23 protein-coding genes and 1 tRNA gene are annotated in these 23779 nt (G+C 71.4%); 10 read left to right on the top strand and 14 right to left on the bottom strand.

Translation table 11 applies throughout. The features are described 5' to 3' along the window. Nucleotides 1-416: 416 nt before the first annotated feature. The 4 genes from BLT36_RS15820 to melA form a co-directional block, all read right to left on the bottom strand. Nucleotides 417-1283, bottom strand: a complete 867-nt coding sequence (locus BLT36_RS15820) for a carbohydrate ABC transporter permease (protein WP_254787699.1) — start codon at nucleotides 1281-1283, stop codon at nucleotides 417-419. Beyond that, a complete protein-coding gene (locus tag BLT36_RS15815) occupies nucleotides 1283-2242 on the bottom strand; it encodes a carbohydrate ABC transporter permease (RefSeq protein ID WP_092096640.1) in 960 nt (319 codons plus the stop codon). Before BLT36_RS15815 ends, BLT36_RS15820 begins: the two co-directional genes overlap by 1 nt. After that, nucleotides 2226-3530 (bottom strand): ABC transporter substrate-binding protein, encoded by a 1305-nt coding sequence (locus BLT36_RS15810; protein ID WP_254787698.1) that lies wholly within the window; start codon nucleotides 3528-3530, stop codon nucleotides 2226-2228. Before BLT36_RS15810 ends, BLT36_RS15815 begins: the two co-directional genes overlap by 17 nt. 126 nt (nucleotides 3531-3656) lie before the next feature. Further along, complete coding sequence (melA, locus tag BLT36_RS15805; protein ID WP_092096639.1) at nucleotides 3657-5081, bottom strand: alpha-galactosidase; 1425 nt, start codon at nucleotides 5079-5081, stop codon at nucleotides 3657-3659. A gap of 132 nt (nucleotides 5082-5213) precedes the next feature. Between melA and BLT36_RS15800 the strand changes: the two genes are divergently transcribed. Continuing rightward, nucleotides 5214-6038, top strand: a complete 825-nt coding sequence (locus BLT36_RS15800) for a helix-turn-helix domain-containing protein (RefSeq protein ID WP_092096637.1) — start codon at nucleotides 5214-5216, stop codon at nucleotides 6036-6038. Here BLT36_RS15800 and BLT36_RS15795 read toward each other — a convergent pair. Beyond that, the gene (locus BLT36_RS15795; protein WP_092096636.1) at nucleotides 5975-6619 is read right to left on the bottom strand and encodes a hypothetical protein; all 645 of its coding nucleotides are present in this window, start codon (nucleotides 6617-6619) and stop codon (nucleotides 5975-5977) included. The two genes, BLT36_RS15800 and BLT36_RS15795, sit on opposite strands and share 64 nt — an antisense overlap. Nucleotides 6620-6770: 151 nt before the next feature. Between BLT36_RS15795 and BLT36_RS15790 the strand changes: the two genes are divergently transcribed. Continuing rightward, nucleotides 6771-7292, top strand: a complete 522-nt coding sequence (locus BLT36_RS15790; protein WP_092096635.1) for a hypothetical protein — start codon at nucleotides 6771-6773, stop codon at nucleotides 7290-7292. 10 nt (nucleotides 7293-7302) lie between these two features. Here BLT36_RS15790 and BLT36_RS15785 read toward each other — a convergent pair whose 3' ends face one another. Next, nucleotides 7303-7542 carry a hypothetical protein gene (locus BLT36_RS15785; protein WP_092096633.1) on the bottom strand — a complete coding sequence of 80 codons (240 nt, stop codon included), beginning with the start codon at nucleotides 7540-7542 and terminating at the stop codon, nucleotides 7303-7305. Between the two features lie 113 nt (nucleotides 7543-7655). Further along, the gene (locus BLT36_RS15780; RefSeq protein ID WP_092096632.1) at nucleotides 7656-8564 is read right to left on the bottom strand and encodes a helix-turn-helix domain-containing protein; all 909 of its coding nucleotides are present in this window, start codon (nucleotides 8562-8564) and stop codon (nucleotides 7656-7658) included. 58 nt (nucleotides 8565-8622) lie between these two features. Between BLT36_RS15780 and BLT36_RS15775 the strand changes: the two genes are divergently transcribed. Further along, nucleotides 8623-9306, top strand: coding sequence for an SDR family NAD(P)-dependent oxidoreductase (locus BLT36_RS15775; protein ID WP_092096630.1), 684 nt, complete (start codon nucleotides 8623-8625; stop codon nucleotides 9304-9306). A 149-nt stretch (nucleotides 9307-9455) separates the two neighbouring features. Here the strand turns inward: BLT36_RS15775 and BLT36_RS15770 are convergent, their stop codons facing one another. Continuing rightward, a complete protein-coding gene (locus BLT36_RS15770; RefSeq protein WP_092096629.1) occupies nucleotides 9456-10133 on the bottom strand; it encodes a FadR/GntR family transcriptional regulator in 678 nt (225 codons plus the stop codon). Between the two features lie 65 nt (nucleotides 10134-10198). On the opposite strand from BLT36_RS15770, the gene BLT36_RS15765 reads away from it, so the two are divergent. Continuing rightward, a complete protein-coding gene (locus BLT36_RS15765) occupies nucleotides 10199-12022 on the top strand; it encodes a 2-isopropylmalate synthase (RefSeq protein ID WP_092096627.1) in 1824 nt (607 codons plus the stop codon). On the opposite strand, the gene BLT36_RS15760 is transcribed toward BLT36_RS15765, so the two are convergent. The 3 genes from BLT36_RS15760 to BLT36_RS15750 all read right to left on the bottom strand — a co-directional run bounded on the left by BLT36_RS15760 (nucleotide 11953) and on the right by BLT36_RS15750 (nucleotide 14145). Beyond that, nucleotides 11953-13065: a fatty acid desaturase family protein gene (locus tag BLT36_RS15760; protein WP_092096626.1), complete on the bottom strand. Its 1113-nt coding sequence runs from the start codon at nucleotides 13063-13065 to the stop codon at nucleotides 11953-11955. The genes BLT36_RS15765 and BLT36_RS15760 overlap by 70 nt on opposite strands. Before the next feature lie 118 nt (nucleotides 13066-13183). Next, a complete protein-coding gene (locus tag BLT36_RS15755; protein ID WP_092096624.1) occupies nucleotides 13184-13900 on the bottom strand; it encodes a GAF and ANTAR domain-containing protein in 717 nt (238 codons plus the stop codon). After that, nucleotides 13897-14145, bottom strand: coding sequence for a hypothetical protein (locus BLT36_RS15750; RefSeq protein WP_092096623.1), 249 nt, complete (start codon nucleotides 14143-14145; stop codon nucleotides 13897-13899). Before BLT36_RS15750 ends, BLT36_RS15755 begins: the two co-directional genes overlap by 4 nt. 89 nt (nucleotides 14146-14234) lie before the next feature. Here BLT36_RS15750 and BLT36_RS15745 point away from each other — a divergent pair. Continuing rightward, nucleotides 14235-14306, top strand: a tRNA-Gly gene (locus BLT36_RS15745). A gap of 316 nt (nucleotides 14307-14622) precedes the next feature. On the opposite strand, the gene BLT36_RS15740 is transcribed toward BLT36_RS15745, so the two are convergent. The 3 genes from BLT36_RS15740 to BLT36_RS15730 are packed head-to-tail and all read right to left on the bottom strand — an operon-like array spanning nucleotide 14623 to nucleotide 16255. Continuing rightward, nucleotides 14623-14880, bottom strand: coding sequence for a DUF6510 family protein (locus tag BLT36_RS15740; RefSeq protein WP_254787697.1), 258 nt, complete (start codon nucleotides 14878-14880; stop codon nucleotides 14623-14625). Then, a complete protein-coding gene (locus BLT36_RS15735; protein WP_092096621.1) occupies nucleotides 14880-15665 on the bottom strand; it encodes an FAD-binding oxidoreductase in 786 nt (261 codons plus the stop codon). Before BLT36_RS15735 ends, BLT36_RS15740 begins: the two co-directional genes overlap by 1 nt. Beyond that, nucleotides 15662-16255, bottom strand: coding sequence for a molybdopterin-dependent oxidoreductase (locus BLT36_RS15730; protein ID WP_092096620.1), 594 nt, complete (start codon nucleotides 16253-16255; stop codon nucleotides 15662-15664). The genes BLT36_RS15735 and BLT36_RS15730 overlap by 4 nt, the downstream gene beginning before the upstream one ends. A 211-nt stretch (nucleotides 16256-16466) precedes the next feature. Here BLT36_RS15730 and BLT36_RS15725 point away from each other — a divergent pair, with 211 nt between their 5' ends. The 5 genes from BLT36_RS15725 to BLT36_RS15705 are packed head-to-tail and all read left to right on the top strand — an operon-like array spanning nucleotide 16467 to nucleotide 23764. Then, nucleotides 16467-18068: an ABC transporter substrate-binding protein gene (locus tag BLT36_RS15725; RefSeq protein ID WP_092096618.1), complete on the top strand. Its 1602-nt coding sequence runs from the start codon at nucleotides 16467-16469 to the stop codon at nucleotides 18066-18068. Then, nucleotides 18065-19120: an ABC transporter permease gene (locus BLT36_RS15720; RefSeq protein WP_092096617.1), complete on the top strand. Its 1056-nt coding sequence runs from the start codon at nucleotides 18065-18067 to the stop codon at nucleotides 19118-19120. Before BLT36_RS15725 ends, BLT36_RS15720 begins: the two co-directional genes overlap by 4 nt. After that, a complete protein-coding gene (locus tag BLT36_RS15715; RefSeq protein ID WP_092096615.1) occupies nucleotides 19117-19995 on the top strand; it encodes an ABC transporter permease in 879 nt (292 codons plus the stop codon). The genes BLT36_RS15720 and BLT36_RS15715 overlap by 4 nt, the downstream gene beginning before the upstream one ends. After that, nucleotides 19992-21728 carry a dipeptide ABC transporter ATP-binding protein gene (locus BLT36_RS15710; protein WP_092096613.1) on the top strand — a complete coding sequence of 579 codons (1737 nt, stop codon included), beginning with the start codon at nucleotides 19992-19994 and terminating at the stop codon, nucleotides 21726-21728. Before BLT36_RS15715 ends, BLT36_RS15710 begins: the two co-directional genes overlap by 4 nt. Then, complete coding sequence (locus tag BLT36_RS15705) at nucleotides 21725-23764, top strand: CocE/NonD family hydrolase (RefSeq protein ID WP_092096611.1); 2040 nt, start codon at nucleotides 21725-21727, stop codon at nucleotides 23762-23764. Before BLT36_RS15710 ends, BLT36_RS15705 begins: the two co-directional genes overlap by 4 nt. Nucleotides 23765-23779 lie beyond the last annotated feature (15 nt).

Raw genomic sequence — 23779 nt, 5'->3', positions numbered from 1 at the left:
GAGGACGAATAGCGTCGGCGCCCAGCAGGTGAGTCAGCAGCGGACGAAGCTCCGTTGGTTGTGCCGCTCGAGGTGGTAGAGCCAGTCTTCCTCAGCGCGCCACGTCCAGCCGACACTCACCGGCCGGCCCCGACGACGCCGGACACTCTCGTCCCGTTGCCGTCGGGCCACCACGCGGCGACCTTCTGCTCCCTGCCCTCTGCTCGTATCGGTTCGAACGCTGCGACGACCTGCTCCGCCTGCCGCGCGGTCGGGGTGATGGCGGTGATGAGAGTGCGGCCCAGGTCCGACGGACCGGGTTCCGACGGGCTGCACCAGCCGGTACCGGAGCAGCCGGCGAGGGTCGCACTCGGAGTGCAGGCAGCCTCCGCCGCCGTGACCCGCACTCCGAGCCGCACTCCGAGCCGCAGCGCGGGCTACTTGATCCCCGTCGAAGCGATCCCCTGCACGAACTGCCGCTGGAACGCCAGGAACACCACGAGCAGCGGCAGCACCGTGACTGTGGCGATCGCCATCACCGCACCCCACGGCGAACTGAACGCGGGGTTGTTCGTCAGCGTCGACAGGGCGACCGGCACGGTGAGGTTCTCGTTGCCCTGCAGCACGACGAGCGGCCAGAGGAAGTCGTTCCACCGGGTCATGAACCCGAGGATCACGAGCACCCCGACGAGGGGACCGCAGGTCGGCAGCACGACCCGGAAGAAGGTCTGGAACTCGCCGGCACCGTCGAGCCGTGCGGCCTCCATCAGGGCGTCGGGAACCCCGAGCATGAACTGCCGGGCGATGAAGATCCCGACGACGTCGAACACCGTCGGGAGGATGACCGCCCAGGGGGAGTCGACGAGGCCGATCTTCGCGACGACCAGGAAGCTCGGCACGAGGGTGACCTGGATCGGGATCATGATGGTGACGAGGAATGCCGAGTAGAGCAGTCCCCGTCCGACGAACCGGAACTTCGCCAGGGCGTACCCCGCCATCAGCGACACGACGACGCTCAGCGCGGTGCCGACGCTGGTGATGAGCGCGGAGTTCCCCAGCCACCGCCAGACCGGCTGCGTGCTGAACACCTGCGTGTAGTTCTCGAACGTCGGCCGGGTCGGGAATAGTGAGAACGTCCCGCTCTGCGACTGGCCGCCGGGAGTGAGCGCCGAGACGACCATCCAGTACAGCGGGAACACCATGAGGATCGCCAGCGCGGTGAGTCCGGCGACGAGCACCCATCGGCCCGGGCGCGGTCGGCGAGCGCGGACCGGTTGCGGTCCCGACGTCGTGAGTACGGCCATCAGAGCATCTCCTCCGCCTTGCGGCTGGCGCGCTGCCGGAGCAGCGTGAACACGAGCAGGATCGCGACGAGCACCAGCCCGAGCGCCGCGGCGTACCCCATCCGCGCGTCGATGAACGCGGATCGGAACACGTACTGGATGAGCACTGTGGTGGAGAACCCGGGGCCGCCGCCGGTCATCACGTAGATGACGTCGAACGCCTGCAGGGAGAACACCACGTTGAGGATGAGCAGGATCGACGTCGTCGGGCGGAGGAGCGGCCAGGTGATCGTCCGGAAGCGCACCCACCGTGAGGCGCCGTCGATCGCGGCGGCCTCCTTCAGCTCGGCGGGCACGGACTGCAACGCGCCGAGGTAGATCACCATGCAGAACCCGATCCGGGTCCACACGACGACGATGATCAGGGTCGCCATCGCCCATCCCGGTGCGGTCAGCCACGGCACGCGGCCGAGTCCGAGCGCTTCGAGCAGGTTGTTCACGACGCCGTAGTCCCCGTTGAAGATCCACGACATGATGACGCCGACGACGACGCCGGCGGCGACCATCGGCACGAAGAAGAGCGCACGGAACACCGAACGCCCGGGCAACGGTCGGTTCAGGGCAACCGCCAGCGCGAGGCCGATCGCCATCGCGGTCGGGACGGTCCCGATCGTGAAGACGAGGGTGTTCCGGAGCGCCGTCCCGATGAGCGGGTCGGAGCCCATGTCGACGAAGTTCTTCCCGCCGACCCAGGTGCCGTCGCCGAGCGAGGTGCTCGAGTCCTGGAAGCTCAGGGCGATCGCGGTCACGATCGGGATGAGTGAGAAGCCGAGGAACAGCAGCGCGGCGGGGCCGACGAACACCCAGGGGACGAAGCGGCCTCGGCGTCGACGGGCGGCGGTGCCCGCGGGGAGCCCTCCGGTGGGTGGTGCGGTCGACGCGGTCGTGCGGACCGGCGCGGTCTCAGTTCGCAGTGACACTGCGCATCGCCTCCATCATCTGGCTCGAGGCCTCCTTCGGGCTGAGCTGGCCGAGCAGGCACAGGTCGAGGTAGTCGGCGAACACCGCGTTGAGCGACGAGAAGTACTGCCCGCTCTCGGCCTTCACCATCGACAGCGGGATGGTGGACCCCTGGTCGATGAACCGCTGCATGGTGTCCGAGTTCGCGGCGTACCCGATGTCCGCCGCGTCGAGGGACTCGCGGGCCGGCAGCCAGTTGCCGTCGTGGCAGAACTGCTGCATCTTCGGCCGAGAGGTGATCATCGCCACGAGTTCGGCCGCGAGCTCCGGGTGCTTGCTCGACTTCGTGACGGCCAGGGCGTTGCCGCCCAGGTCACTCGCTTCACCCTCGTTCCGGATCATCGGCGCCGTGCCCCAGTTGTCCCGCATGTCGGTGTCGAGCTGCACGATCGACTCGGGGTTGTTCAGCATCATGCCGATCTGCCCGGTCAGGAACAGGTTGCGCGAGACGTCCCCGCCGCCGCTCTTCGAGAGGTTGCCGGTGGTGGCGAGGCCGTCGGCGTACCACTTCCGGCCGAACGCCAGGGCGTCGATGGCCTCGGGGGTGTCCATCGAGGGGGTCGCGCCGTCCTCACCGAGGAACGCGCCTCCGTTCTGGTACACGAACGGCAGCCACCGGTACGCGGTCTCGGGCGCGGACCAGCCGTACCCGAACGCGTACTTGCCGGTGACCTGCTTGACCTCCTTCGCGACGTCGAGGAACTCGTCCCACGTCCACGCGTCCGCGAGGGTCTCCGGTGGGGTGACGCCGATCCGCTCCATGACCTCGCGGTTGTAGTAGGTGATGAAGTTGTCGGTGTGCTGGAAGACGCCGTACACGCCGTCATCCCGGGCGCCGATCGCCCAGAACGGCGTGCTGTAGTCCTGCTGGTAGTCCTTCGGGATCGAGCCCGAGATGTCGACGAGGCTGCCGTTCGCGGCGTACCTGCCGATCTGCTGCGGCGTGATCCGGATGACGTCGGGCGCGAGGTCGGCGGCGAGCCGGGTGATGAACCACTGGTGGAACTGTCCGGTGGTGACCTCGACGGCGACGCTGGTGCCGGGGTGCGCCGCGACGAACTCGTCGGCGATCGTCTGGTAGCTCGTGATGTCGGTCGGGATGTTCCAAGTCGACAGGCGGATGTGCTTCGTGCCGCCGTGGGCAGCGGTGCCCTGGCCGGCGCAGGCGGCGAGTGCGCCGGCCATCGAGATGCCGGCGAGCGCGAGGAACCCTCGTCGGGCGAGCTGGGTGGGTGGTCGGGTCGGCATGGTCCTCTCCTTCGAGGTCGTGGTGCCGTGCAGATCGGGCCGGGAGGCCCGTGGTGCGTCCGCGCGTCGCCGCGCGCCCGGCGCGGGGTCTGGTTCTCGACCCGACCCCACGCCGGGCCGGACGGTTCAGACGAACGCGGGGCGGGCCTCCAGGCCGACGTCCTGTCGACTCGCGACGGCGTCCGCCGGACGCAGCGACTCCGGGAGCAGCGCCGCGTGCGCGTGCAGGAGCTCGTCGGTCATCTCGGCGATGCGGTCGAGGGTGAGGTGCGCCGCCGTGAGGGGGTCGAGGGCGACCGCGTGGTGGACGTGCTCGACGTTGCCGGTGAGCGCCGCGCGGACGGCGAGGGTCTGCACGTTCGTGTTCGTCCGGTTGATCGCCGCGAGCTGCGGCGGCAGTTCGCCGAACGACGTCGGGGTGACGCCGTTGCCGTCGGCCAGGCAGGCGACCTCGACGCAGGCGTCCGACGGCAGGTTCGCGATCACGCCGGTGCTGTTCGGGACGTTCCCGTAGACCACGGCCGGGACGCCGGTGACGATCGCGTTCACGATGCTCGCGCCGTACTCGACCGACGGGGAGAGGTCGGCCTTGAGCTTCTCGAGCTGCTGGTCGACGTCGCCCTGTTCGTCGTGGGCGAGGCAGATCTCGTAGTAGTCCCAGCGCTCCGGGATGTACTCGAGCACCGTCTCCGGGTCCTTGCGGAAGTACGGCACGTACTCGCTCGCATGGTGGCTCGACTCCGTCTCGAAGTACCCGAACGACCGCATCAGCTGCGTGCGGACCTGCTCGTTGCCGCCCTCGTAGTTGCTCGCCGCCGCGGCTGCCTCGCTGTGGTAGCCGTCGTCGTCGTGCAGGTCGGCCGCCGCGACGCCACGCCGGTGCTTCGCGGTCATCACCTCGCGGAGGCGCGGGTAGAGGTCCTCGCCGTTGCGACGCTTGAACTCGAGGATCCACGCCTGGTGGTTGATGCCGGCGCTGACGAACTCGACCTCGTCGTACGGCACGTCGAGGGTCCGGGCGAGCATGCGCGTGGTGCCCTGCACGCTGTGGCAGAGGCCGACCGTGCGCAGGCCCTTCGCGTTGAGGAACGCCGTGGCCATGGCCATCGGGTTCGCGTAGTTGATGAACTGGGCGTCCGGGCAGAGCTCGAGCGCGTCGCGGGCGATGTCCTCGTAGGCGCGGACCGATCGCAGGAAGCGGAACACGCCGCCGGGGCCGACCGTGTCGCCGACGGCCTGGTCGATGCCGTACTTCCGGGGGATCTCGACGTCCCACCTGTACGACTCCACGCCGCCGACCTGGAACGTGATGATGACGACGTCCGCGCCCGCGAGGGCCTCGCGGCGGTCGGTGGTCTCCAGCACCTCGGTTCCGAGGCCGTGGTGCGCGACGAGCTCGCGGGCGGCGTTCGCCGTGCGGGCGACCCTGCCCGCGTCGAGGTCCATGAGGTGCAGCGTCGCACCCTGGAGCGCCGGGAACGAGACGAGGTCGCCGATGAGGCGGAACGGGAAGACGAAGCCGCCGGCGCCGATGATGGTGATCTTGGTCATGGGACCACGGTAGGAAGCGGGGGTGGGTGCGAGCCTCCGGCTTCGGACGGCGGGGTTCCAGGATCCTCGGATGCGTGCTGACCGCGCTGTGGTCGTCGTCGGGTTCGTGGGTCGCTGTCGTAGGCTCGCCGTGTGCTCGACGTGGAGACGATGGAAGCGGCGTACTGGAGCCACCGTGGCCCGGCCCCGCTCATGCCGTCGTCCCACCGGCACGACGACCTCGAGATCAACCTCGTGCTCGACGGGCACCTCGACTACCGGTTCGGCGGTGCGCCGGTCAGCGTGCACGCCGGTGAGATCGCGCTCTTCTGGGGCTGGACCCCGCATCAGCTCGTGGGTGACGGGACGGGCACGGGCGAGTTCCGCTGGGTGCACATCCCGCTCAGCGAGGTGCTCGCTTGGAGGCTGCCGGACCACGACCTCGGCGCGATGCTCCTCAACCGCCCGGTCGTCGTGCCGACCGATGCCGCCGGTCGTGACGTCGAGTCGATGCTCGGCTCGTGGCAGCGGGACTTCGCGGACGACGGCGCCGAGATCATCGCGAACCTCGAGGCGCAGGCACTCGTCCGACGGCTGCTGCGACACCACCGGAATGCCGTCGACCTCCGCCCGGGCGGCGGGCACGGCACCGCGGACGCCATGCACCGGGTGATCGACATGGTGCGGTTCGTGGTCGACCGGTTCCGTGAGCCGATCGAGGTGGCCGACGTCGCCGCGGCGGCGCACCTGCACCCGCACCACGCGATGGCAGTGTTCCGGCAGGACGTCGGCACGACGATCCTCGAGTACCTCACCCGGTGCCGGGTCGCCGAGGCGCAGCGGTTGCTCGCGACGACCTCGATGACGACGTCGGAGATCGCGCACGCAGCCGGGTTCGGGTCGCAGTCGAGCTTCTACGCGCACTTCGCCCGGGCATGCGGCGGGCCGCCGGGGGAGTACCGGGCTCGGTCACGCTGACGCCGGGTGGGGATGGCGACGAGGGAGCAGCTGGAGCGGCTGGGCCGGTCAGGTGGGGAGGCCGGCGCGTTCGCAGTCAGCCCACTGCTCCGGGCGACGTTCGGCAGCCAGGTGGTGAAGTCCCGGTACCCGCGGTACCCGGTGAAGACCGTGAACTGCTTCTTCCGGCGGTCGTTCCACCCGGTGAGGCTGATGAACGTCGGCCCGCCGCCCTGCGACTGGGACCCGTACCGGAGGGTGTGGAGGTCGTCGATGTTCCGCCGCCGGTACTTCCCGAACCCGGACTTCACGTCGAGGTGCTGGTCGTACACGTTGATGCGTCCCGCGCCGAGGGCAGCGCCGAGGAGGAAGAACAGGGCTCCGCCGCCGACGAAGAACAGCAGGAAGAACCCGAAGCTCGAAGCGCCGTTCTCAGCGTCGGTGAGGAGGTCGCTCAACCCACCGATCACGCCGATGACGGCAACGGTCCCGCCGAGTACCTCGAACATCAACGACTGGTACCTGGGCCGCCGAACCACGAACTGCGGCTCCGCGGCCACGTTCGGCGTCGTGCCTCCCCACGTGTTGATGCTCTCGCTCATCGCTCCCCCTTGTTGCGTACCTCTCACCTTATGCGGCGGTCAGCGGCAACGTCCGTGACGCGATCCGCACGGACCACGCGGGGTCCGTGGCAGCTCGCGACCCGCGTTGACGGGGTCGCCGAACCCCGGACGGACGCGGCATGATCGGCACGTGAACACCGCCATCCGCCGGCCGGCCGCCGCGCTCCTCGCTGGAATCGCCGGAGGAGTCATCCTCACCGGCTGCACCGGAGGGAGCCACGGTGACGCTGTCCCGGAGGACTACACCGCGTGGATGAGTCAGACGTCAGCGCAGATGAACGTCGCCGGTGACGACGAACACGGCGGAGCTGGTGGCCGTCTCACCGTTGAGAACGGCGACGAGAAAGCCGGCGCGTCAGTGTCCCTCGAGTACGACCTCGCCGGCCCGTACGACGTCCTCGCCGTCTGCCGCTCCTCGAAGAAGGTGCACCTCACCGTCAGCGACTACACCGCTGCGACCGCCGGCCCAGGCGAGAGTCTCGAGTCGATGTCCGTCCTCGGACAGGCTGACATCACCTGCGGGGTCACCTCCCGCATCCCAATCGACGTACCGAAAGGCCGCGCCGGCATCACGCTCGACGCGTCCACGACAGACCGTTCCGGGCAGACGCTGTTCGACGCCTTCGTCGTCACCCGGGGAGCCGGTCAGTGACCCCTACCGCTCAGGAAAGCGGTGCCCGGAACTGCCAGCGCACCCACGCGTCCATCTGGGACTTGGCGCTCTCGAGGCTCGTGTGCACTCCGGCGAGGTCTCCGTCGGCGAGCCGCAGGACGTACTGGGACTCGAGCGTCACCGTGCCGATGAGCGCGGCTCCCGACATCGCTCGCCAGGTCCACGCGTCCACCTCGGACCACCACACGGGGTCGATCGCGGACAAGCCGGTCTGGGTGGGGGAGGTCATGGCGCTTCCGGTCGCTTCGGACGATGAGATCGTTCCGGCGGCCGGGGACTCGGGTCACCACGACGGACAGTAGTCCGTACCGGCTGGACGCGCCCGCCCGGGTGGAACCCCCGTCAGCCGGCGAGCCGCGCGAGCTTCGCTGCGGCGTCCGACCCCGGCATCGCGTGCAGGACCACCAGCCGGATACCCGCAGCGCCCTCGACGGCGAGCCGCTCCCGGTCGAGGACCAGCGGCCCGACCTCGGGGTGGAGGAACCGGACGGTCCCGCCGGACTGCCCCTGCACGTCGTGTCGGTCCCAGAGCTCCCGGAACCGGTCGCTGACCTCCTCCAGCTCCGCGGCGAGCTGCGCCGGCCGGCCGTCGTCTCCGGGCGCGGTGATCCGTCGGAGGTTGCCCACGAGGCACTGGGCCATCGCGTCGTGGTCCGGGAGCAGCGCCCAGTCGTCCGCCTCGGTGAGCAGGTCGCGCAGCTGGTTCCGGCCGGGCACCAGCCTGGGGGAGAGCCGCTGGGCGAGCGCGTTGGCGGCGAGCACGTCGAACGCGGTGTCCTCGACGAAGGCGGGCTGCACCATGCCCTCGAGCAGTCGCAGCACCCCGGCCGGGACGGCTGCGGCTTCCGAACCCGGCTCCGCAGCCGCACCGGGCCGTCGCGACGGCTGCGCCACGAGGTCCCGCATGTGCGCGAGGTGCTCGTCGTCGAGGCGGAGCACCCGCCCGAGCGCCTCGAGCACCTGTGCCGATGGGTTCCGGTCGCGACCGCGCTCGAGTCGCAGGTAGTAGTCGGCGCTGATCCCGGCGAGCATCGCGACCTCCTCGCGCCGGAGCCCGGCCACCCGCCGGGTCCCCGTGACGGCCAGCCCGGCGTCCTCTGGCGAGACGAGCCCGCGTCGCGCCCGCAGGTAGGCCGCAAGGGGCCCGTGCCCGCGGCCGCCGGCGACACCGTGACCGGCGCGTGCGTGCTGCGGGGGTCCTGTCAGGACCTGGTCACGGGAGGGCTCTGGGTGGGCGAGGAGATCGTGCATACGGTCTCGAACGGGCTGCTCGCCCCGTCCATTTCCCACCCGTCCGGAAGGACCACCCATGACCGTCACACTCATCACCGGTGCCAACAAGGGCATCGGCCGCGAGACCGCCCGTCAGCTCGTCGCCCTCGGGCACGACGTCTGGATCGGCTCCCGGGACCCCGCCCGCGGTGCTGCCGCCGCCGCCGAGGTCGGGGCACGCTCCGTGCAGCTCGACGTCACCGATGACGACTCCGTCCGCGCGGCCCTCGCGACGATCGCGGCGGCGGGCACCGGGCTCGACGTCGTCGTGCACAACGCCGGCGTCCTCACGACCGACCTCGACGGCCCCGCTGCCCTCCGGTCCTTCGACACGAACGCCGTCGGCATCGTCCGCGTCACCGAGGCAGCCCTGCCGCTCCTCCGCGCGTCGGCAGCGCCGAACGTCGTCACGGTGTCGAGCAGCGCCGGCTCGTTCTGGGCGGTCACGAACCCGGAGCGGGCGGAGTACGGGCTGCCCCTCGCGCTCTACTCCGCATCGAAGGCCGCCGCGACGATGCTCACGCTGCAGTACGCGAAGGCACACCCGGGCATCCGCTTCAACGCGGTCGAGCCGGGCCCGACGGCGACGGACATGACCGCGGCGTTCGGCATCGGCCGCTCGGCGGCGGACAGCGCGCGCGTCGTCGTCGCGCTCGCGACGACGGGTCCGGACGGGCTGACGGGCACGCTCACCGACGAGGCAGGCCCGCTGCCCTGGTGACGCCCACACGCGATCCGCAGCGTGGTGGCGGTGCCGGGTCGCGCCTCCAGTCCGACAGTGTGGTGACCGCCTGGAGGCGCGACACCGGGCCGTCAGACCGGCCCACCCTGGCAGCCCTCCCGCCGTCCGGCAGCCCGTTCATGCCGTGGTCAGCCGACCGGTCCGAGCCGGGCCGTGAGTGTGGCCAGGTGAGTTCGGGTGCGCTCCGCTGCGGCGACCGGATCGCGGTCGGCGATCGCATCGACGATGCCGATGTGCACCGCCTGGTCGTCGTCGGAGCCGTACTCGCCGCCGATGCGGAGCAACTCGATCATCGCCTGGCGGCTCCGCGGGGTGAAGCCGTCGAACAGTTCGGTGAGGATCGGGTTGTGGGCCGCGGTGACGACAGCGCGGTGCAGCGCGGTGTCGGCGTCGACGTGCTCCTCGATCGCGTCACGGTGCCCACCGCGGTGCTCGACGGCGCGACGCAGGCCGCGAAGCTCGGCGGGTGTCCGGCGGGTGGCCGCCAGCGCGGCGGCCTCGACCTCGATGGCGGTGCGCGCCTCGATGACCGCGGTGATGTCCGCTCGGCGGAGTACGTGCTCCCAGTCCTCGGGGACGTCGAGTGACGTCACGAAGACACCCGCGCCCTGCCGCGAGGTCAGCACCCCTCGTCCGGCGAGCTGCCGGACGGCCTCACGGATCGTGGACCGCCCGACGCCGAGCTGCGGCGCGAGCGTGGTCTCGCCGGGCAGTCGGGCTCCGAGGGGCCACTCGCCGGACCGGATCCGGTCGAGGAGCGCGACGGCTGCCTGTTCGGCGAGGGGTTCGCGGCGCACGGGAGTCACGGCTCCATCATGCTGCATCAAGTACTCCTCTACTTGTCTGAGGAGTCATGGTAGCGAGCTCGGTCATGAGCAACGACGGCATCTCCACCCCGGCCGGACCGGTCCCCGACGGCGCACCCTCCTGGAACCGGCAGCGGTCCTCGCAGATGCCGTCGCACCGGTACCAGGACGTCAGGGAACGCGTGGCGGTCCCGCTCACCGGACGCACGTGGCCGGACCGGTACCTCACGACCGCGCCCCTGTGGGTCCCCGTCGACCTGCGCGACGGCAACCAGGCCCTCGCCGAACCGATGGACCCGGCACGCAAACGTCGGTTCTTCGAGCTGATGGTGCGGATGGGCTACAAGGAGATCGAGGTGGGCTACCCGTCCGCCTCGGAGACGGACGAGGCGTTCGTGCGGTTGCTCGCGACCGAGCCGGGACTCGCACCCGAGGACGTCACGGTCGTCGTCTTCACACCCGCTCGCAGGGACCTCATCGAACGGACCGTGGAGTCGATCCGCGGGATCCGGAACCCCGTCGTCATCCACATGTACACGGCGACCGCCCCGGCGTGGCGCGACGTCGTGCTCCGCAAGGACCGCGCCGAGCTCCGCCGGATGATCCTCGCCGGCGCCCAGGACGTCCTCGACCTCGCCGGAGACCTGGACAACGTGCGCTTCGAGTTCTCGCCGGAGGTGTTCAACCTCACCGAACCGGACTTCGTGCTCGAGGTGTGCGATGCGGTCACCGAGCTCTGGGGAGCGACGCCGGAGAGACCGGTGATCCTCAACCTCCCGGCGACCGTCGAGATCGCGACCCCCAACGTGTACGCGGACCAGATCGAGTACATGCACCGGAACCTCGCGCGCCGCGACGGGGTGATCCTGTCCGTCCACCCGCACAACGACCGGGGGACCGGGATCGCCTGCGCCGAACTGGCGGTGCTCGCGGGGGCGCAGCGTGTCGAGGGGTGCATCTTCGGGAACGGCGAACGGACCGGGAACGTCGACATCGCGACGCTCGCGCTCAACCTGCATGCCCAGGGCGTCGACCCGATGATCGACTTCTCGGACATCGACGCGGTGCGTCGAGTCGTCGAGGACGCCAACCGCATCGAACTGCACCCGCGGCACCCGTACGTCGGCGACCTGGTGCACACCGCGTTCAGCGGGACGCACCAGGACGCGATCCGGAAGGGGTTCGCGGAGCACCGCCGCCGGTCCGAGGCAGAGGGCCGCAGCGAGCGGGAGACCGCGTGGCGCGTGCCGTACCTGCCCGTGGATCCCGCCGACCTCGGCCGGAGCTACGACGCGGTGATCCGGGTGAACTCGCAGTCGGGCAAGGGCGGGATCGCCCATCTCCTCGAAGCAGCATCGGGCATCGAGCTGCCCCGCCGGCTCCAGATCGACTTCGCTCGTCGCGTCCAGGAGTACACCGACGGGTCAGGGACCGAGGTCGACGGCGCGGGCCTGCTCGCCCTGTTCGAGCGGTCGTACCTCCGGTCCGGCGAGGGCGCGCCGGAGCTCCTCGACCTCACGGTGGGCGGCGAGGACGGGCTGGACGTCACGCACGTCGCGATCCGTGCCGAGGGCGTCGAGCACCGGGGGACCTTCCGGGGGATCGGCCCCGTCGAGGCGGTGACCGAGCTCCTGGCCCAGACCGGGATCACGGTGGACGTCGTGTCCCTGCACCAGTCGTCGCGGACGACGGGCAGCGGCAGCGACGCCGTCACCTTCATCGAGCACCGGGACGAGGACGGGACCCACTGGGCAGCCGGCAGCGACCGCTCGGTGCTCACCGCGAGCGTGCTCGCCGTGCTCGCGGCGGCGGCACGCGGTCAGCGGAAGCGCTCGACCATCGGGCAGGCGAACGGGTCCCTCGCGGCCAGTCCGACCTCGTTGAGGTAGCGGACGACGATCGCGTACGAGCGCACCAGCGTCGTCTCCGTGTACGGCACGCCCTGTTCGTCGCAGTAGCGACGGACGATGACCCGAGCCGCGCGGAGGTTCGGGCGAGCCATGCTCGGGAACAGGTGGTGTTCGACCTGGTGGTTCAGGCCGCCCATGAAGAACTCCACCCAGCGGCCGCCGCTGATGTCGCGCGACGTCAGGACCTGGCGGGAGAGGAAGTCGACACGCTCGCCGGCCTCGATGATCCGCATGCCCTTGTGGTTCGGGGCGAAGGCGATGCCCATGCAGAAACCGAACACCGCGAGTTGGACGCCGAGGAACGCGAACGCGATGCCGAGCGGCAGGACCCAGAACACCGCACCGAGGTAGAGGACGAACCGACCGACGAACACCGACGCCTCGGCCCAGCGGTGCTTGACGGTTCCGCGGCTCGTCAGGGTGCGGATCGACTGCCAGTGCAGGTTCGCGCCCTCGACGAGCAGCATCGGGAAGAACGCGTAGCCCTGCACCCGGACGAGGACGTGCAGGAACCCGGTACGCCGGACGGCGTCCTCCGGGCGGAACGAGATCGCGTCGAACGAGATGTCCGGGTCCTTGCCGACGGTGTTCGGGTTCGCGTGGTGCCGGTTGTGCTTCGCCGTCCACCAGGCGTAGCTCACCCCGGTGAGGAAGGTGCCGACGTACCGCGCGGCACGGTCGTTCCAGTGGTGCGACGCGAAGACCTGGCGGTGCGCGGCCTCGTGCGACAGGAACGCGAACTGGGTGAACAGCAGACCGAGGACCCCGGCGACGACGAGCTGCCACCAGCTGCCACCGAGCACGGTGAACGCTGCGATGGTCACCGCGAGCAGGGCGGTGAGGACCCCGACGAGCCCCCAGTACCAGCCCGTGCGCGGCCGGAGGAGTCCGGCGCCGCGGACCTCGACGAGCAGCGCCGAGTACGTCGACGTGGTGTCCTTCCGACCGGTCCGCGGTTCGGTCTTCCGGTAGCCGCTCGGCACGATGGTGTCGTCGCTCGGCACGATGGTGTCGTCGCTCATGACGCCCTCCTGGGTTCAGCTGCAGCGCTGTAACCGGGGGCCGGGGCTACTCGTCGTCCGCTGTCGGCGACGGTACGCGCGGAACCCGGATCCGCTCTCGGTTTCTGCCCGCCCCGGTTCACGGGAGGACCAGACGGCGTTCGATGACGGCGAGGGCCACGTCGGCCAGCCGCTCCTGGTGGGAGCGGGCGTGCTCGCGGAGCAGGGTGAACGCCTCGTCGGTGCCCACGTGGTGGGTGTGGGCCACGAAGCCCTTCGCCTGCTCGATGACGATCCGGCTGTCGAGCGCACGCTGGAGCTGCTGCTGCGCGAGCGTCGAGTGCTCGAGGTTCCGGTGCTGCAGGATGCTGATGGTCGCCACGTCCGCGAGGGCCTGGGCGGCGAGGGCGTCGTCCGCGCCGAGCGCACCGCCCGACTCCCGGAAGAGGTTGAGCGACCCGATGGTCGTCTCACGGAGACGCATCGGGATGGCGTGCACCGACGCGAGCCCCGAGGTCTCCGAGGCCGCGGCGAAGGTCGGCCACCGCCGGTGCATCTCCTCGCGGTCCCCGGCCGTCACGGGAAGACCGGTGGCGAAGCACTCGATGCAGGGTCCCTCGCCGGCGCTCAGCTGCAGGAGTCCGAGGAACCCCGACCCCTCGTCGGTCGACGCGAGGACCTCGAGTTCGCCCTGCGGGCTGGCGAGGAGGATGCCGGCCGCCGTCGCGTCGAAGATCTCGACGACCCGGTCGACCAGGGTCTGCAGGAGGTCGACCACGTCGTAGTCCGCGACGAGCGTGTCCGTCAGCGCGACGAACGCGTCGACGAGCCGGTGTTCCCGGGTGACGGTGGTCACGGTTCCTCGACCGGACCGTCGTCCGGCGGGGTGGCTTCCCCGACCGGACGGTAGACGGCGATCGGCGGTGCCTGGTCGTCGCCGTCGTCGTGGCTCTCACCGTTCGACAGCCAGGTGCGGCCCTCGTGCTCGATGGTGGTCGGGAGGTCGCCGTGCACGAGGATGCGCACCGCGGGGGTGTCACCGTCGACCAGGTCGACTCCGTGGGCTTCGGTTCCGCCGGGGTTGTCGTGCACGTAGCTCATGGTCCGATCGAACTCTCCGGACCCGGGACACGCCCGGTTCCGGCCGGATCGCATGGAGACGGGCGGTTGCGGGTAGAGTGCTCGGGTACGCGGATGTGGCGCAGTGGTAGCGCATCACCTTGCCAAGGTGAGGGTCGCGAGTTCGAATCTCGTCATCCGCTCGGTTGCTCCGGTCAGGAGCGCACGAAGGCCCCGGTCCCCACGACCGGGGCCTTCGTCGTTGCTGCGGCGTTCGAGCGCAGCGGGCTGGTCGAGCCCGGCGGGCTGGTCGAGCCCGGCGGGCGCAGGATTCGGGTCCCCGCGCCCACCAGGCGCGCGGGCGACCGTGCCCACTCAGAGCGCCGGGTGGGTGGCCCGGCGTGGTCTCCGAGGATGTATCCGGAGCGCGCGGCAGATCGGATCGGTCCGGTTCTGGGCCGTGCGGCTTTCCGCAAGGTTCCCGCACGGGCAGTTCCAGAGGTTGCGCGTGCCACGGGATCAGGTGTCGGACGTCGCGACGGCCCGGGTGCCGGGAAGCCCGACCCAGCGGCGGTCGCCCGCGTCCACCACGGTGACGAGCACGGTGTCGCACCCGCGGCAGCGTGCGACCGAGCCCATCGGCGTCCGGTACACCCGTGTCAGCGCGAGCGGATCGGCGGTGCCGCACCCGGCGCAGCGCAGCACGGCCAGTGTCGCGTCGGCGCCGAGCACCGAGGCGAGGGGCCCGGCGAGGGCGTTGCCGTCGACGATCGGCATCAGCTGCCCCCGAACCGTTCGGCGCGGACGTCGGTGGTGTCGTGGCCGAGTTCGCCGAGCCAGCGCAGCACCTGCTCCACGAAGGGCGTCGACCCGCAGACGTAGACCAGGGCACCGGCGTCCGGCGGGAACACCGCGGCGGCCAGGGCATCGCGGGTGAGCCGGCCGGCCGGGGTCGTGGATCCCGGGGGAGCGGTGCGGCTGTACACGTGCGTGACCTCGACGCCGGCGTCGGAGGCACGGTCGAGTTCTGCGCGGAAGAACACGTCCTCCGGGGTCCGCACGGCGTAGAGGAGCCGGAACGGTGCGGCGTCGCCGGCGTCGGCGTGTGCCGTGGCGATGGCGGCGAGCGGCACGATGCCGGATCCGCCGGCGATGAGCTGCACCGGGCGGGCCGTGGTGTCCGGATGCCAGACGAACCACCCGCCGAGCGGACCGTGCACCTCGAGCGCGTCACCGACCTCGACCGCGTCCACGAGGAACGGCGAGACCTCACCGCCGTCGACCCGGTCGACCGCGAGCAGCACTGACGGGGCGTCGCCGGACGAGGCGATCGAGTAGGAACGAGATGCCTGGTAGCCGTCCTCGGCGGTGAGCCGCAGGTCGAGGTGCTGGCCCGGGTCGTTGCCGGGCCAGGTCGGGACGTCGAGGACGATGCGGCGCGCGTTCGGCGTCTCGGCGGCGACCGACGCGACCGTCGCGGCGTGCCAGGCCGGCCGCCTGCGCGCGGCGGGACCGGGGGACCGGGTGATCCGTGCCTCCAGGCCCGTGTCGGGGAGCGTCACCAGTACCGCTCTTCCTTCCACGGGTCGCCGTGCAGGTTGTAGCCCGCGTTCTCCCAGAAGCCGGGCTCGTCGTCGGACTGCATGACGATCCCGCGCACCCACTTGGCGCTCTTCCAGAAGTACAGGTGCGGGACGAGCAGGCGGGCCGGTCCGCCGTGCTCGGGCTCGAGCGGTGCACCGTCGGCCTCGAAGGCGATCCAGGATTTCCCGTCGAGCAGCTCGTCGAGGGGGACGTTCGTCGTGTAGCCGCCGTAGCTGTGCACCATGCAGTAGTCGAGCGACGTCTCGACGTCCTCGAACATGCGGTCGAGGGGGACCCCACGCCAGGGCATGTCGAGCTTGGTCCAGTGGGTGACGCAGTGGATGTCGACGGTGACGTCCTCGACACCGAGGGCCTGCACCTCGTCCCACGTCCACGTGTGGAGGCCGGCTTCGGTGCGGATCGTGAAGGCCCACTCGGCGGGCTCGATCTCGGGGGTCGCGCCGGCCGAGAGGACCGGCCAGTCGCGGACCAGGGTCTGGCCGGGTGGGATGCGGGAGTCGTCGCGGTCGTCGCGTCGACCGCCGAATCCGCGGGTGAAGGTCGCCATCGTCCGATCATCCCGTGCTCGGCGGGTGCGGATGTAACGGCTTGGTAAACGTTCTGCCCCCGGCCCGTCGATGCGTCGGTACCCCTGCATCGGTGCAGGACAGCCGATCGGAGCGCGTTCTCGGGACAGCCGGGTCGCGTCACGGGACTTGGGGGAGCGCCGGAACCCCTCTATCGTTCACCGGAACGATTACCAGGAGGGGTCACCCCGAATGCAACCCATCGTCCCCGAACCCCGGAACGCCCGCGGCCCGAGCCGTCGAGCGCTCCTGACCGGTGCCGCCGGACTCGCCGGCCTCGGCCTGCTCACCCTCAGCGGGTGCAGCACCGGCGCCTCGGCCGGCACGGTCTCGCTGCCCGAGGCCGCTGCCACCGGAACGGCCCGCAGGGGCGGGCGCCTGCGCATCGCCCGGCCCGCCGCATCGGCCGCCGAGACGCTCGACTCCGCCAGCTCGCTGTCGGCGTACGAGTACCTCGGCGCGCTCTACAACCGGCTCGTGAAGCTCGACCAGCAGGGGAAGACGATCCCCGACCTCGCCGAGGAGTGGTCCGCGAACGCCGACGGCACCGAGTGGACCTTCCACCTGCGGAAGGGCGTCCGGTTCCACGACGGCTCCCGGTTCAGCGCCGACGACGCCATCGCGAGCATCCGGCACATCCTCGACGAGAAGACCGGCAGTCCCCAGGCCGGTGTCCTCGGCGAGGTGATGGATGCCGGATCGATGACCGCGGTGGACCCGTACACGCTGCGGTTCGCGCTGACGAAGCCGAACGCCGAGTTCCCCTCGCTCCTCACCGCGTACCAGTGCTACATCGTGCCGGCGGGGGCGATCGCCGACATCGGCCGCACCGGCATCGGCACCGGCCCGTTCCGGTTGACGTCGTTCACGCCGGCGGGTGCCGGCAGCGTCGAGGCGTTCGACGACCACTTCGCCGGTCGCCCGGCACTCGACGGCATCGACTTCTTCTCGATCCAGGACACGACGGCCCGGGTGAACGCCCTGCTCGCCGGCCAGATCGACCTCATCTCGCAGACGAACCTGGACTTCGCGACGGCCCGGGTGGTCGCCGCGTCCGGCCGGGCCACCATCGCACGGTCGAAGAACGCGCAGTGGTACACGATCCCGATGCTCGCCACCAGCGACGAGTTCCGCGACCCCCGGGTCCGACAGGCGATGAAGCTCGCCTACGACCCGCGGACGATCGTCGACACGGCGCTGCAGGGCACCGGTTCCCCGGGCTGGGACAACCCGGTGCCGCCGCAGCTCGCCGCCTTCGTGGACGACCACCGCGAGCACGATCCCGACAAGGCCCGAGCGCTCCTGAAGGCCGCCGGGCACGAGGGCTTCCGCACTTCGATCTACACGTCGTCGTACGAGTCCGTGTTCACCCCGATGGCGGTCGCTTACCGGGACGCCGTCGCCGACGCCGGCATCAGCCTGACGGTCCGCAACGCGAGCTCGGACTCGTACTACACGCAGATCTGGATGCAGAAGCCGCTGATGGTGAGCTACTGGTTCACCGGCCGGCCGATCGACCAGCTCCTCAACCAGATCTTCCGCTCCGGGTCGTCGTACAACGAGAGCGCCTGGTCGAACCCGACCTTCGACGGGCTGCTCGACGACGCGCGTGCCGAGATGGACGACGCCAAGCGCCTGACGCTCTACCAGGACGCCCAGCGGCTCGTGGTCGAGGACGGCGCGGACATGACCCCGATGTTCGGGGACCGGCTGGTCGGGCTCTCCCGCGACGTCGTGAACTACTCGGAGTACGGCTTCGAGTTCGACTACCTCCGGATCGGACTGCGCCGATGAACGTCCTCGTCCCAGTCCTCCGCCGTCTCGGCATCGCCGTGCTCACCGTGGTGCTGGCGTCGCTGTTCGTGTTCCTCGCCGTGCAGGCCCTGCCCGGCGACGTCGCGCAGCAGCTGCTCGGTCAGAACGCCACGCCCGAGGCCGTCAAGCAGCTCCGGGAGTCGCTCGGGCTCGACCAGAACGTCTGGCTCCGGTACCTCGAGTGGCTCGGTGGTGCGGTGCACGGCGACTTCGGCACCTCGCTCGTCAGCGGGGAACCGGTCGCTCCGACACTGTTCACGGCGTTCCGGAACAGCATGCTCATCGCCGTCCCCGCGATGGTCGTCGGGGTGACGCTCTCCCTGACGCTCGGTGTCATCGCCGGTGTCCGCCGGGGCCGGGCGTCCGACCGGGTGATCTCGATCGTCAGCCTCGTCGTGATGAGCGTCCCGGAGTTCATGGTCGCGACCGTCCTCGTCCTGCTGTTCGCCATCGGGCTGCCGCTCTTCCCGGCGGTGGTCCTGCGCGGCAGCGACGCCACCGTCGCCGAGCTCCTGCCGACGATCTGGCTGCCGATCATCGTCCTGACCTTGGCGATGGCCGCCTACATCGTCCGGACCGCACGGTCGTCGACGATCGACGTGATGGCGTCCGAGTTCGTCACGACGGCCGAGCTGAAGGGGCTGACGATGCGCCGCGTGGTGTGGAAGCACGCCGTACCGAGCGCGCTGCTGCCGACGCTCAACGTCGTCGCGCTCAACGTCGCGTGGCTCCTCGGCGGCGTGGTCGTCGTCGAGAACGTCTTCAACTACCCGGGGATGGGGAAGCTCATGCTCGAGTCGGTGTTCAACCGCGACCTGCCGACGATCGAGGCGATCGCGCTCCTCAGCGCCGTCGTCTACGTCGTGTGCAACCTCGCTGCGGACCTCGTCGCGCTCGCGCTCGACCCGAAACTGCGCACCCGCCAGCGGCGGACCCGCACCAGGACCCCGTCGCGCCGGGCTGCCGCCCGCGCGGCCGCCCGCGCTGCCGAGCGCCCCACCACGACCGCCACCCGGAAGGCCAGCGCATGACCGCCGTCGCTCCGCGCTCCCGCGCCCTCCTCGGCGCGGCGATCGCCCCGCTCCGCAGCTCCACGGCCCTCCGGATCGGCCTCGGCCTGATCGCGCTGCACCTCGTCCTCGCCGTGTTCGCACCGCTCATCGCCGGGCACGACCCGGTGGCCACGGACTCGGCCGACGTGCTGGCCGGCCCGCAGTGGGCGCACTGGCTCGGCACCGACCAGTACGGCCGCGACGTCCTGTCCCGGACGCTCAACGGCGGCCGGTACGCCCTGCTCGTCACGTTCCTCGCGACGACGATCGCCGTGGGCGTCGGGACCGTCCTCGGCTGCGTCACGGCGTACGCGGACAACTGGTTCGACGAGGTCGTCATGCGCATCGTGGACGCCCTGCTCAGCGTGCCGTCGATCCTGGCGCTGCTCGTCGTCGTCACGGTGTTCGACGCCGGGCTCTGGGTGATCGTGCTCGCGGTGACGATCGTCTACGCGCCGGCGGTCACCCGGGTCGTCCGCGGCGCCGCCCGCACCGTGATCACGCAGGACTACGTCACCGCGGCACGGGCCCGCGGGGAGCGCGCCATGTCGATCGTCTTCCGCGAGATCCTGCCGAACGTCCTCGACGTCGTGCTCGTCGAGTACGCGATGCGGGCGTCCTGGATCGTCCTCCTCGTGGCGTCGCTGTCGTTCCTCGGCTTCGGCGCGAACCCGCCGACGCCGGACTGGGGCCTCATGGTCCAGGAGAACCGGACCGCGCTGACCGTCGTCCCGCTCGGGACGCTCGCACCGATCGTCGCCCTGGCGACGCTCGTCGTCGGTCTCAACCTCGCCGCGGACGGGCTGAGCAAGTCGCTCGGCGTCGACCGCGCCACGAAGGGAGTGCGCGCATGAGCGCCGTCCAGGTCGACGACCTCGCCATCTCGTACGCCGCCGGTCGCAGCAGCGTCCCGGTCGTCCGGGGCGTGTCCTTCACGATCGACGCCGGCCGCACCCTCGGGCTCGTCGGTGAGTCCGGCAGCGGCAAGTCCACCGTGGCGCGGACGCTGCTCGCGCACCTCCGTGCGGGTTCCTCCATCGAACGTGGGTCGGTGCGGGTCGAGGGCCAGGACGTCTTCGCGCTCGACCCGGCGGGCCGTCGAGCCCTGCGGGGCGGGACCGCGAGCGTCGTCGCGCAGAACGCCGGCCAGGCGCTCACCCCGTCGATGCGCGTCGGCGAGCAGATCCGCGAGGCCCTCCGCGCCCACGGCGAACCCGACGGTCCGGAACGCGTCCTCGAGCTCGTCCGGCTCGTCCGCTTGCCCGCGCCGGAGAGGATCGTGCGCCGCTACCCGCACCAGCTCTCCGGTGGCCAGCAGCAGCGGGTCGCGATCGCGATGGCCGTCGCGGCCAGACCGCGGGTGCTCGTCCTCGACGAACCGACCACCGCGCTCGACGTCGTCACGCAGGCCGCCGTCCTCGACCTCATCGCCGACCTCGGCCGCGAGCTCGGCATGGCCGTGCTGCTCGTCAGCCATGACCTCGGCGTCGTGTCGGCGATGGCCGACGAGATCGCGGTCATGCAGGACGGCGAGGTCGTCGAGCACGCCGCCACGGCGGCGCTCTTCGCCGCTCCGCAGCACGAGTACACGCGGGCCCTGCTGGCCGCGGTGCCGGACGGGCGTCGGCCTGGAGGAACGGGGCACGTGCCCGAGACCGTGACCGTCTCGGAGACGCTCACCGCCAGGGCGGCCGGCACCGCGCCTCCAGGCCCGCACGTCCGCCCCGTGGTGACCGCACGGGACCTGGTGATCCGCTACGGACGCGGCCTGCCGGCCGCGGTGGACGGCGTCTCGTTCACGATCGCGCCGCGGGAGACGCTCGCCGTCGTCGGCGAGTCGGGGAGCGGCAAGTCGACGCTCGCCACCGCACTCGCCGGCCTGGTGCCGGCGGAGTCGGGGGTGTTCACGTTCGACGACGGCACCACGAGCGGGGACCTGCGCGAGCCGATCGCCGGACGGTCCGCGGACCTCCGCCGGGCGGTGCAGCTCGTGTTCCAGAACGCCGACACCTCGCTCAACCCGCGGCGGACCGTCGGCGCCGCGATCGCCCGGCCGCTGCGGCTCTTCACCGGCAGCACCTCCCGCGAGCGGGTCGACGCGCTCCTCACCCAGGTCGGGCTCGGCCCGGAGTTCGCCGACCGCCTGCCCGCCCAGCTGTCGGGTGGACAGCGGCAGCGGGTCGGCATCGCCCGTGCCCTCGCCGCCGAGCCGCGCCTGGTCGTCGCGGACGAGATCACCACGGCGCTCGACGTGCAGGTGCAGGCCGGGATCCTGTCGCTCCTCGCCGACCTGCAGCGTTCGCGCGGGCTCAGCTGCCTGTTCATCAGTCACGACCTCGCCGTGGTCCGCGGCGTCGCCGACCGCGTCGCCGTGATGACCGGCGGCCGGATCGTCGAGATCGGACCGACCGAGCGGGTGTTCGGCGGACCGAACCACCCGTACACGTCGACGCTCCTCGCAGCGACGCTCGAACCGGGGAACACGGTGCTGCCCGACGTCGGCGACGGTGTCCCGCGCTGGCGGCACGCCGACGGCTGGACCGACCGCGGCGACGGACACCACACCCGGAACTGGGAGGACGCATGAGCCCGTTGACCGCCATCGGCGAACCGGACCACCTGCCACCGGGCGTCAGCGTCCGGGACGAGTGGATCCCGATGCCGGACGGCGTCCGGCTGCACACCCGGATCTGGTCCCCGACGGCCGCGTCCGGCCCGGTGCCCGTGCTGCTCGAGTACCTGCCGTACCGGCTCGACGACTGGACCGCCCCGCGGGACTCCGAGCGGCACCCCTGGTACGCCGCGCACGGGTACGCCTCGGTGCGCGTGGACATCCGCGGGACCGGATCCTCCGACGGGTTCTTCGACGACGAGTACAGCGAGCAGGAGCTCCGGGACGGCGAGGCCGTGATCGCCTGGCTCGCGGCCCAGGAGTGGTCGACCGGCGCGGTCGGCATGTTCGGCATCTCGTGGGGCGGCTTCAACGCCCTGCAGCTCGCCGCCCGGGCCCCGGCCGCGCTCAAGGCGATCGTCACCGTCTGTTCGACCGACGACCGCTACGACAACGACGTGCACTACGTCGGCGGCGCGGTGCTCGGCATCGACATGGCGGCGTGGGGCGCGACGATGTTCGCGTTCAACTCGCGGCCGCCGCGGCCCGAGGTGGTCGGACCGGGGTGGGTGTCGAGGTGGCGCGCCCGCCTGGAGTCGAACCGGCCGATGACCCCGGTGTGGCTGTCGCACCAGGAGCGCGACGACTACTGGCGGCACGGCAGCGCCGCCGAGGACTACGCCGGCATCAGCGCGGCGGTGCTCGCTGTCGGCGGCTGGGCGGACCCGTACCGCGACGCGGTGCTCCGGCTGGTCGAGCACGTCGACGCGCCGGTGAAGGGGATCGTCGGCCCGTGGTCGCACCAGTACCCCGACCGCGGGCTCGCCCCTGGCCCCTCCATCGGGTTCCTGCAGGAGACCCTGCGGTGGTGGGACCGGTGGCTGCGGGACGTCGAGACGTGTGTCGAGGACGACCCGGCGCTCCGGGCCTGGATCAACGAGGGCGAGGCACCGTCGACGTACTACGAGTCACGCCGCGGCCGGTGGGTCGGGGCCGAGGCGTGGCCGTCGTCCGCGACCGCATCCCGGGTGCTCGGCCTGGACACCATGCGCGGCGGGTCCGACGGCGCCGTCGTCGTCCGGTCGCCGCAGCACACCGGCGCCGACGCCGGGCGGTTCTTCCCGTTCGGCAACGCCACCGACCTGCCGCCGGACCAGCGCGCCGAGGACGGTCGGTCGGTGTGCTTCGACCTGGCGCTCGACGATCCGCTCGACGTGCTCGGCAACGTGCTCGTCGACCTCGCCGTGACGAGCGACCAGCCCCGTGCCACCCTGACCGTCCGCCTGTGCGACGTCGCCCCGGACGGCTCGTCGACGCTCGTCACGCGGGGCGTGCTCAACGCGGCCAAACGGAACGGCACGGACCGGAACGACCCGCTGGAACCCGGCGTCCCCGCCGTGCTGCCGGTCCGGCTCGTCGCCACCGGACACCGCTTCGCCGCCGGGCACCGCCTGCGCCTCGCGGTGTCGTCGTCGTACTGGCCGTGGGTGTGGCCGCACGGCACCGCGGCCACGGTGGCGATCGACCCCGCCGCGTCGTCGGTGTCGCTGCCCGTCTGGACTCGCGACTCCGACGACGGCGTGCGGTTCGAGGCCCCCGTCCGCTCCGAGCCGCTCGCGATCGACCGGGTCGCCCCCGTCGAGGTCCTGCCGCAGCGGACGGTCACCCACGACGTCGAGACGGGGGAGTGGACGCTCGACGTCGACCCCGGGTACGGCGGCGGTCGGGTCTACCCGGACGGTCTGGTGTTCACCGAGGACGCGCGCGAGACCTACCGCATCCGGTCCGACGACCCGACGTCCGCGCGGGCGACGTCCCGGTGGGCGATCGGGCTGGCGCAGCCGGACTGGGCCGCACGGGTCGAGACGGCCTCCGAGGTCACGGCGTCCGCCGAGGTCTTCACCGTCGTGAACACCGTCCGGGCCTGGGCGCGTGAGGGTGGAGCGGACGTGCCGGAGGTGCTCGTCGCCGAGCACACCTTCGTGGACGACGTCCCGAGGACGTCGGCGTGACGGACGGTGGGGCGC

This window comes from Curtobacterium sp. UNCCL20 (assembly GCF_900101675.1).
Classification (GTDB): domain Bacteria; phylum Actinomycetota; class Actinomycetes; order Actinomycetales; family Microbacteriaceae; genus Curtobacterium.
Note: the sequence above shows the minus strand (reverse complement) of the source record. Positions and strands in the feature narration are given on the sequence as shown.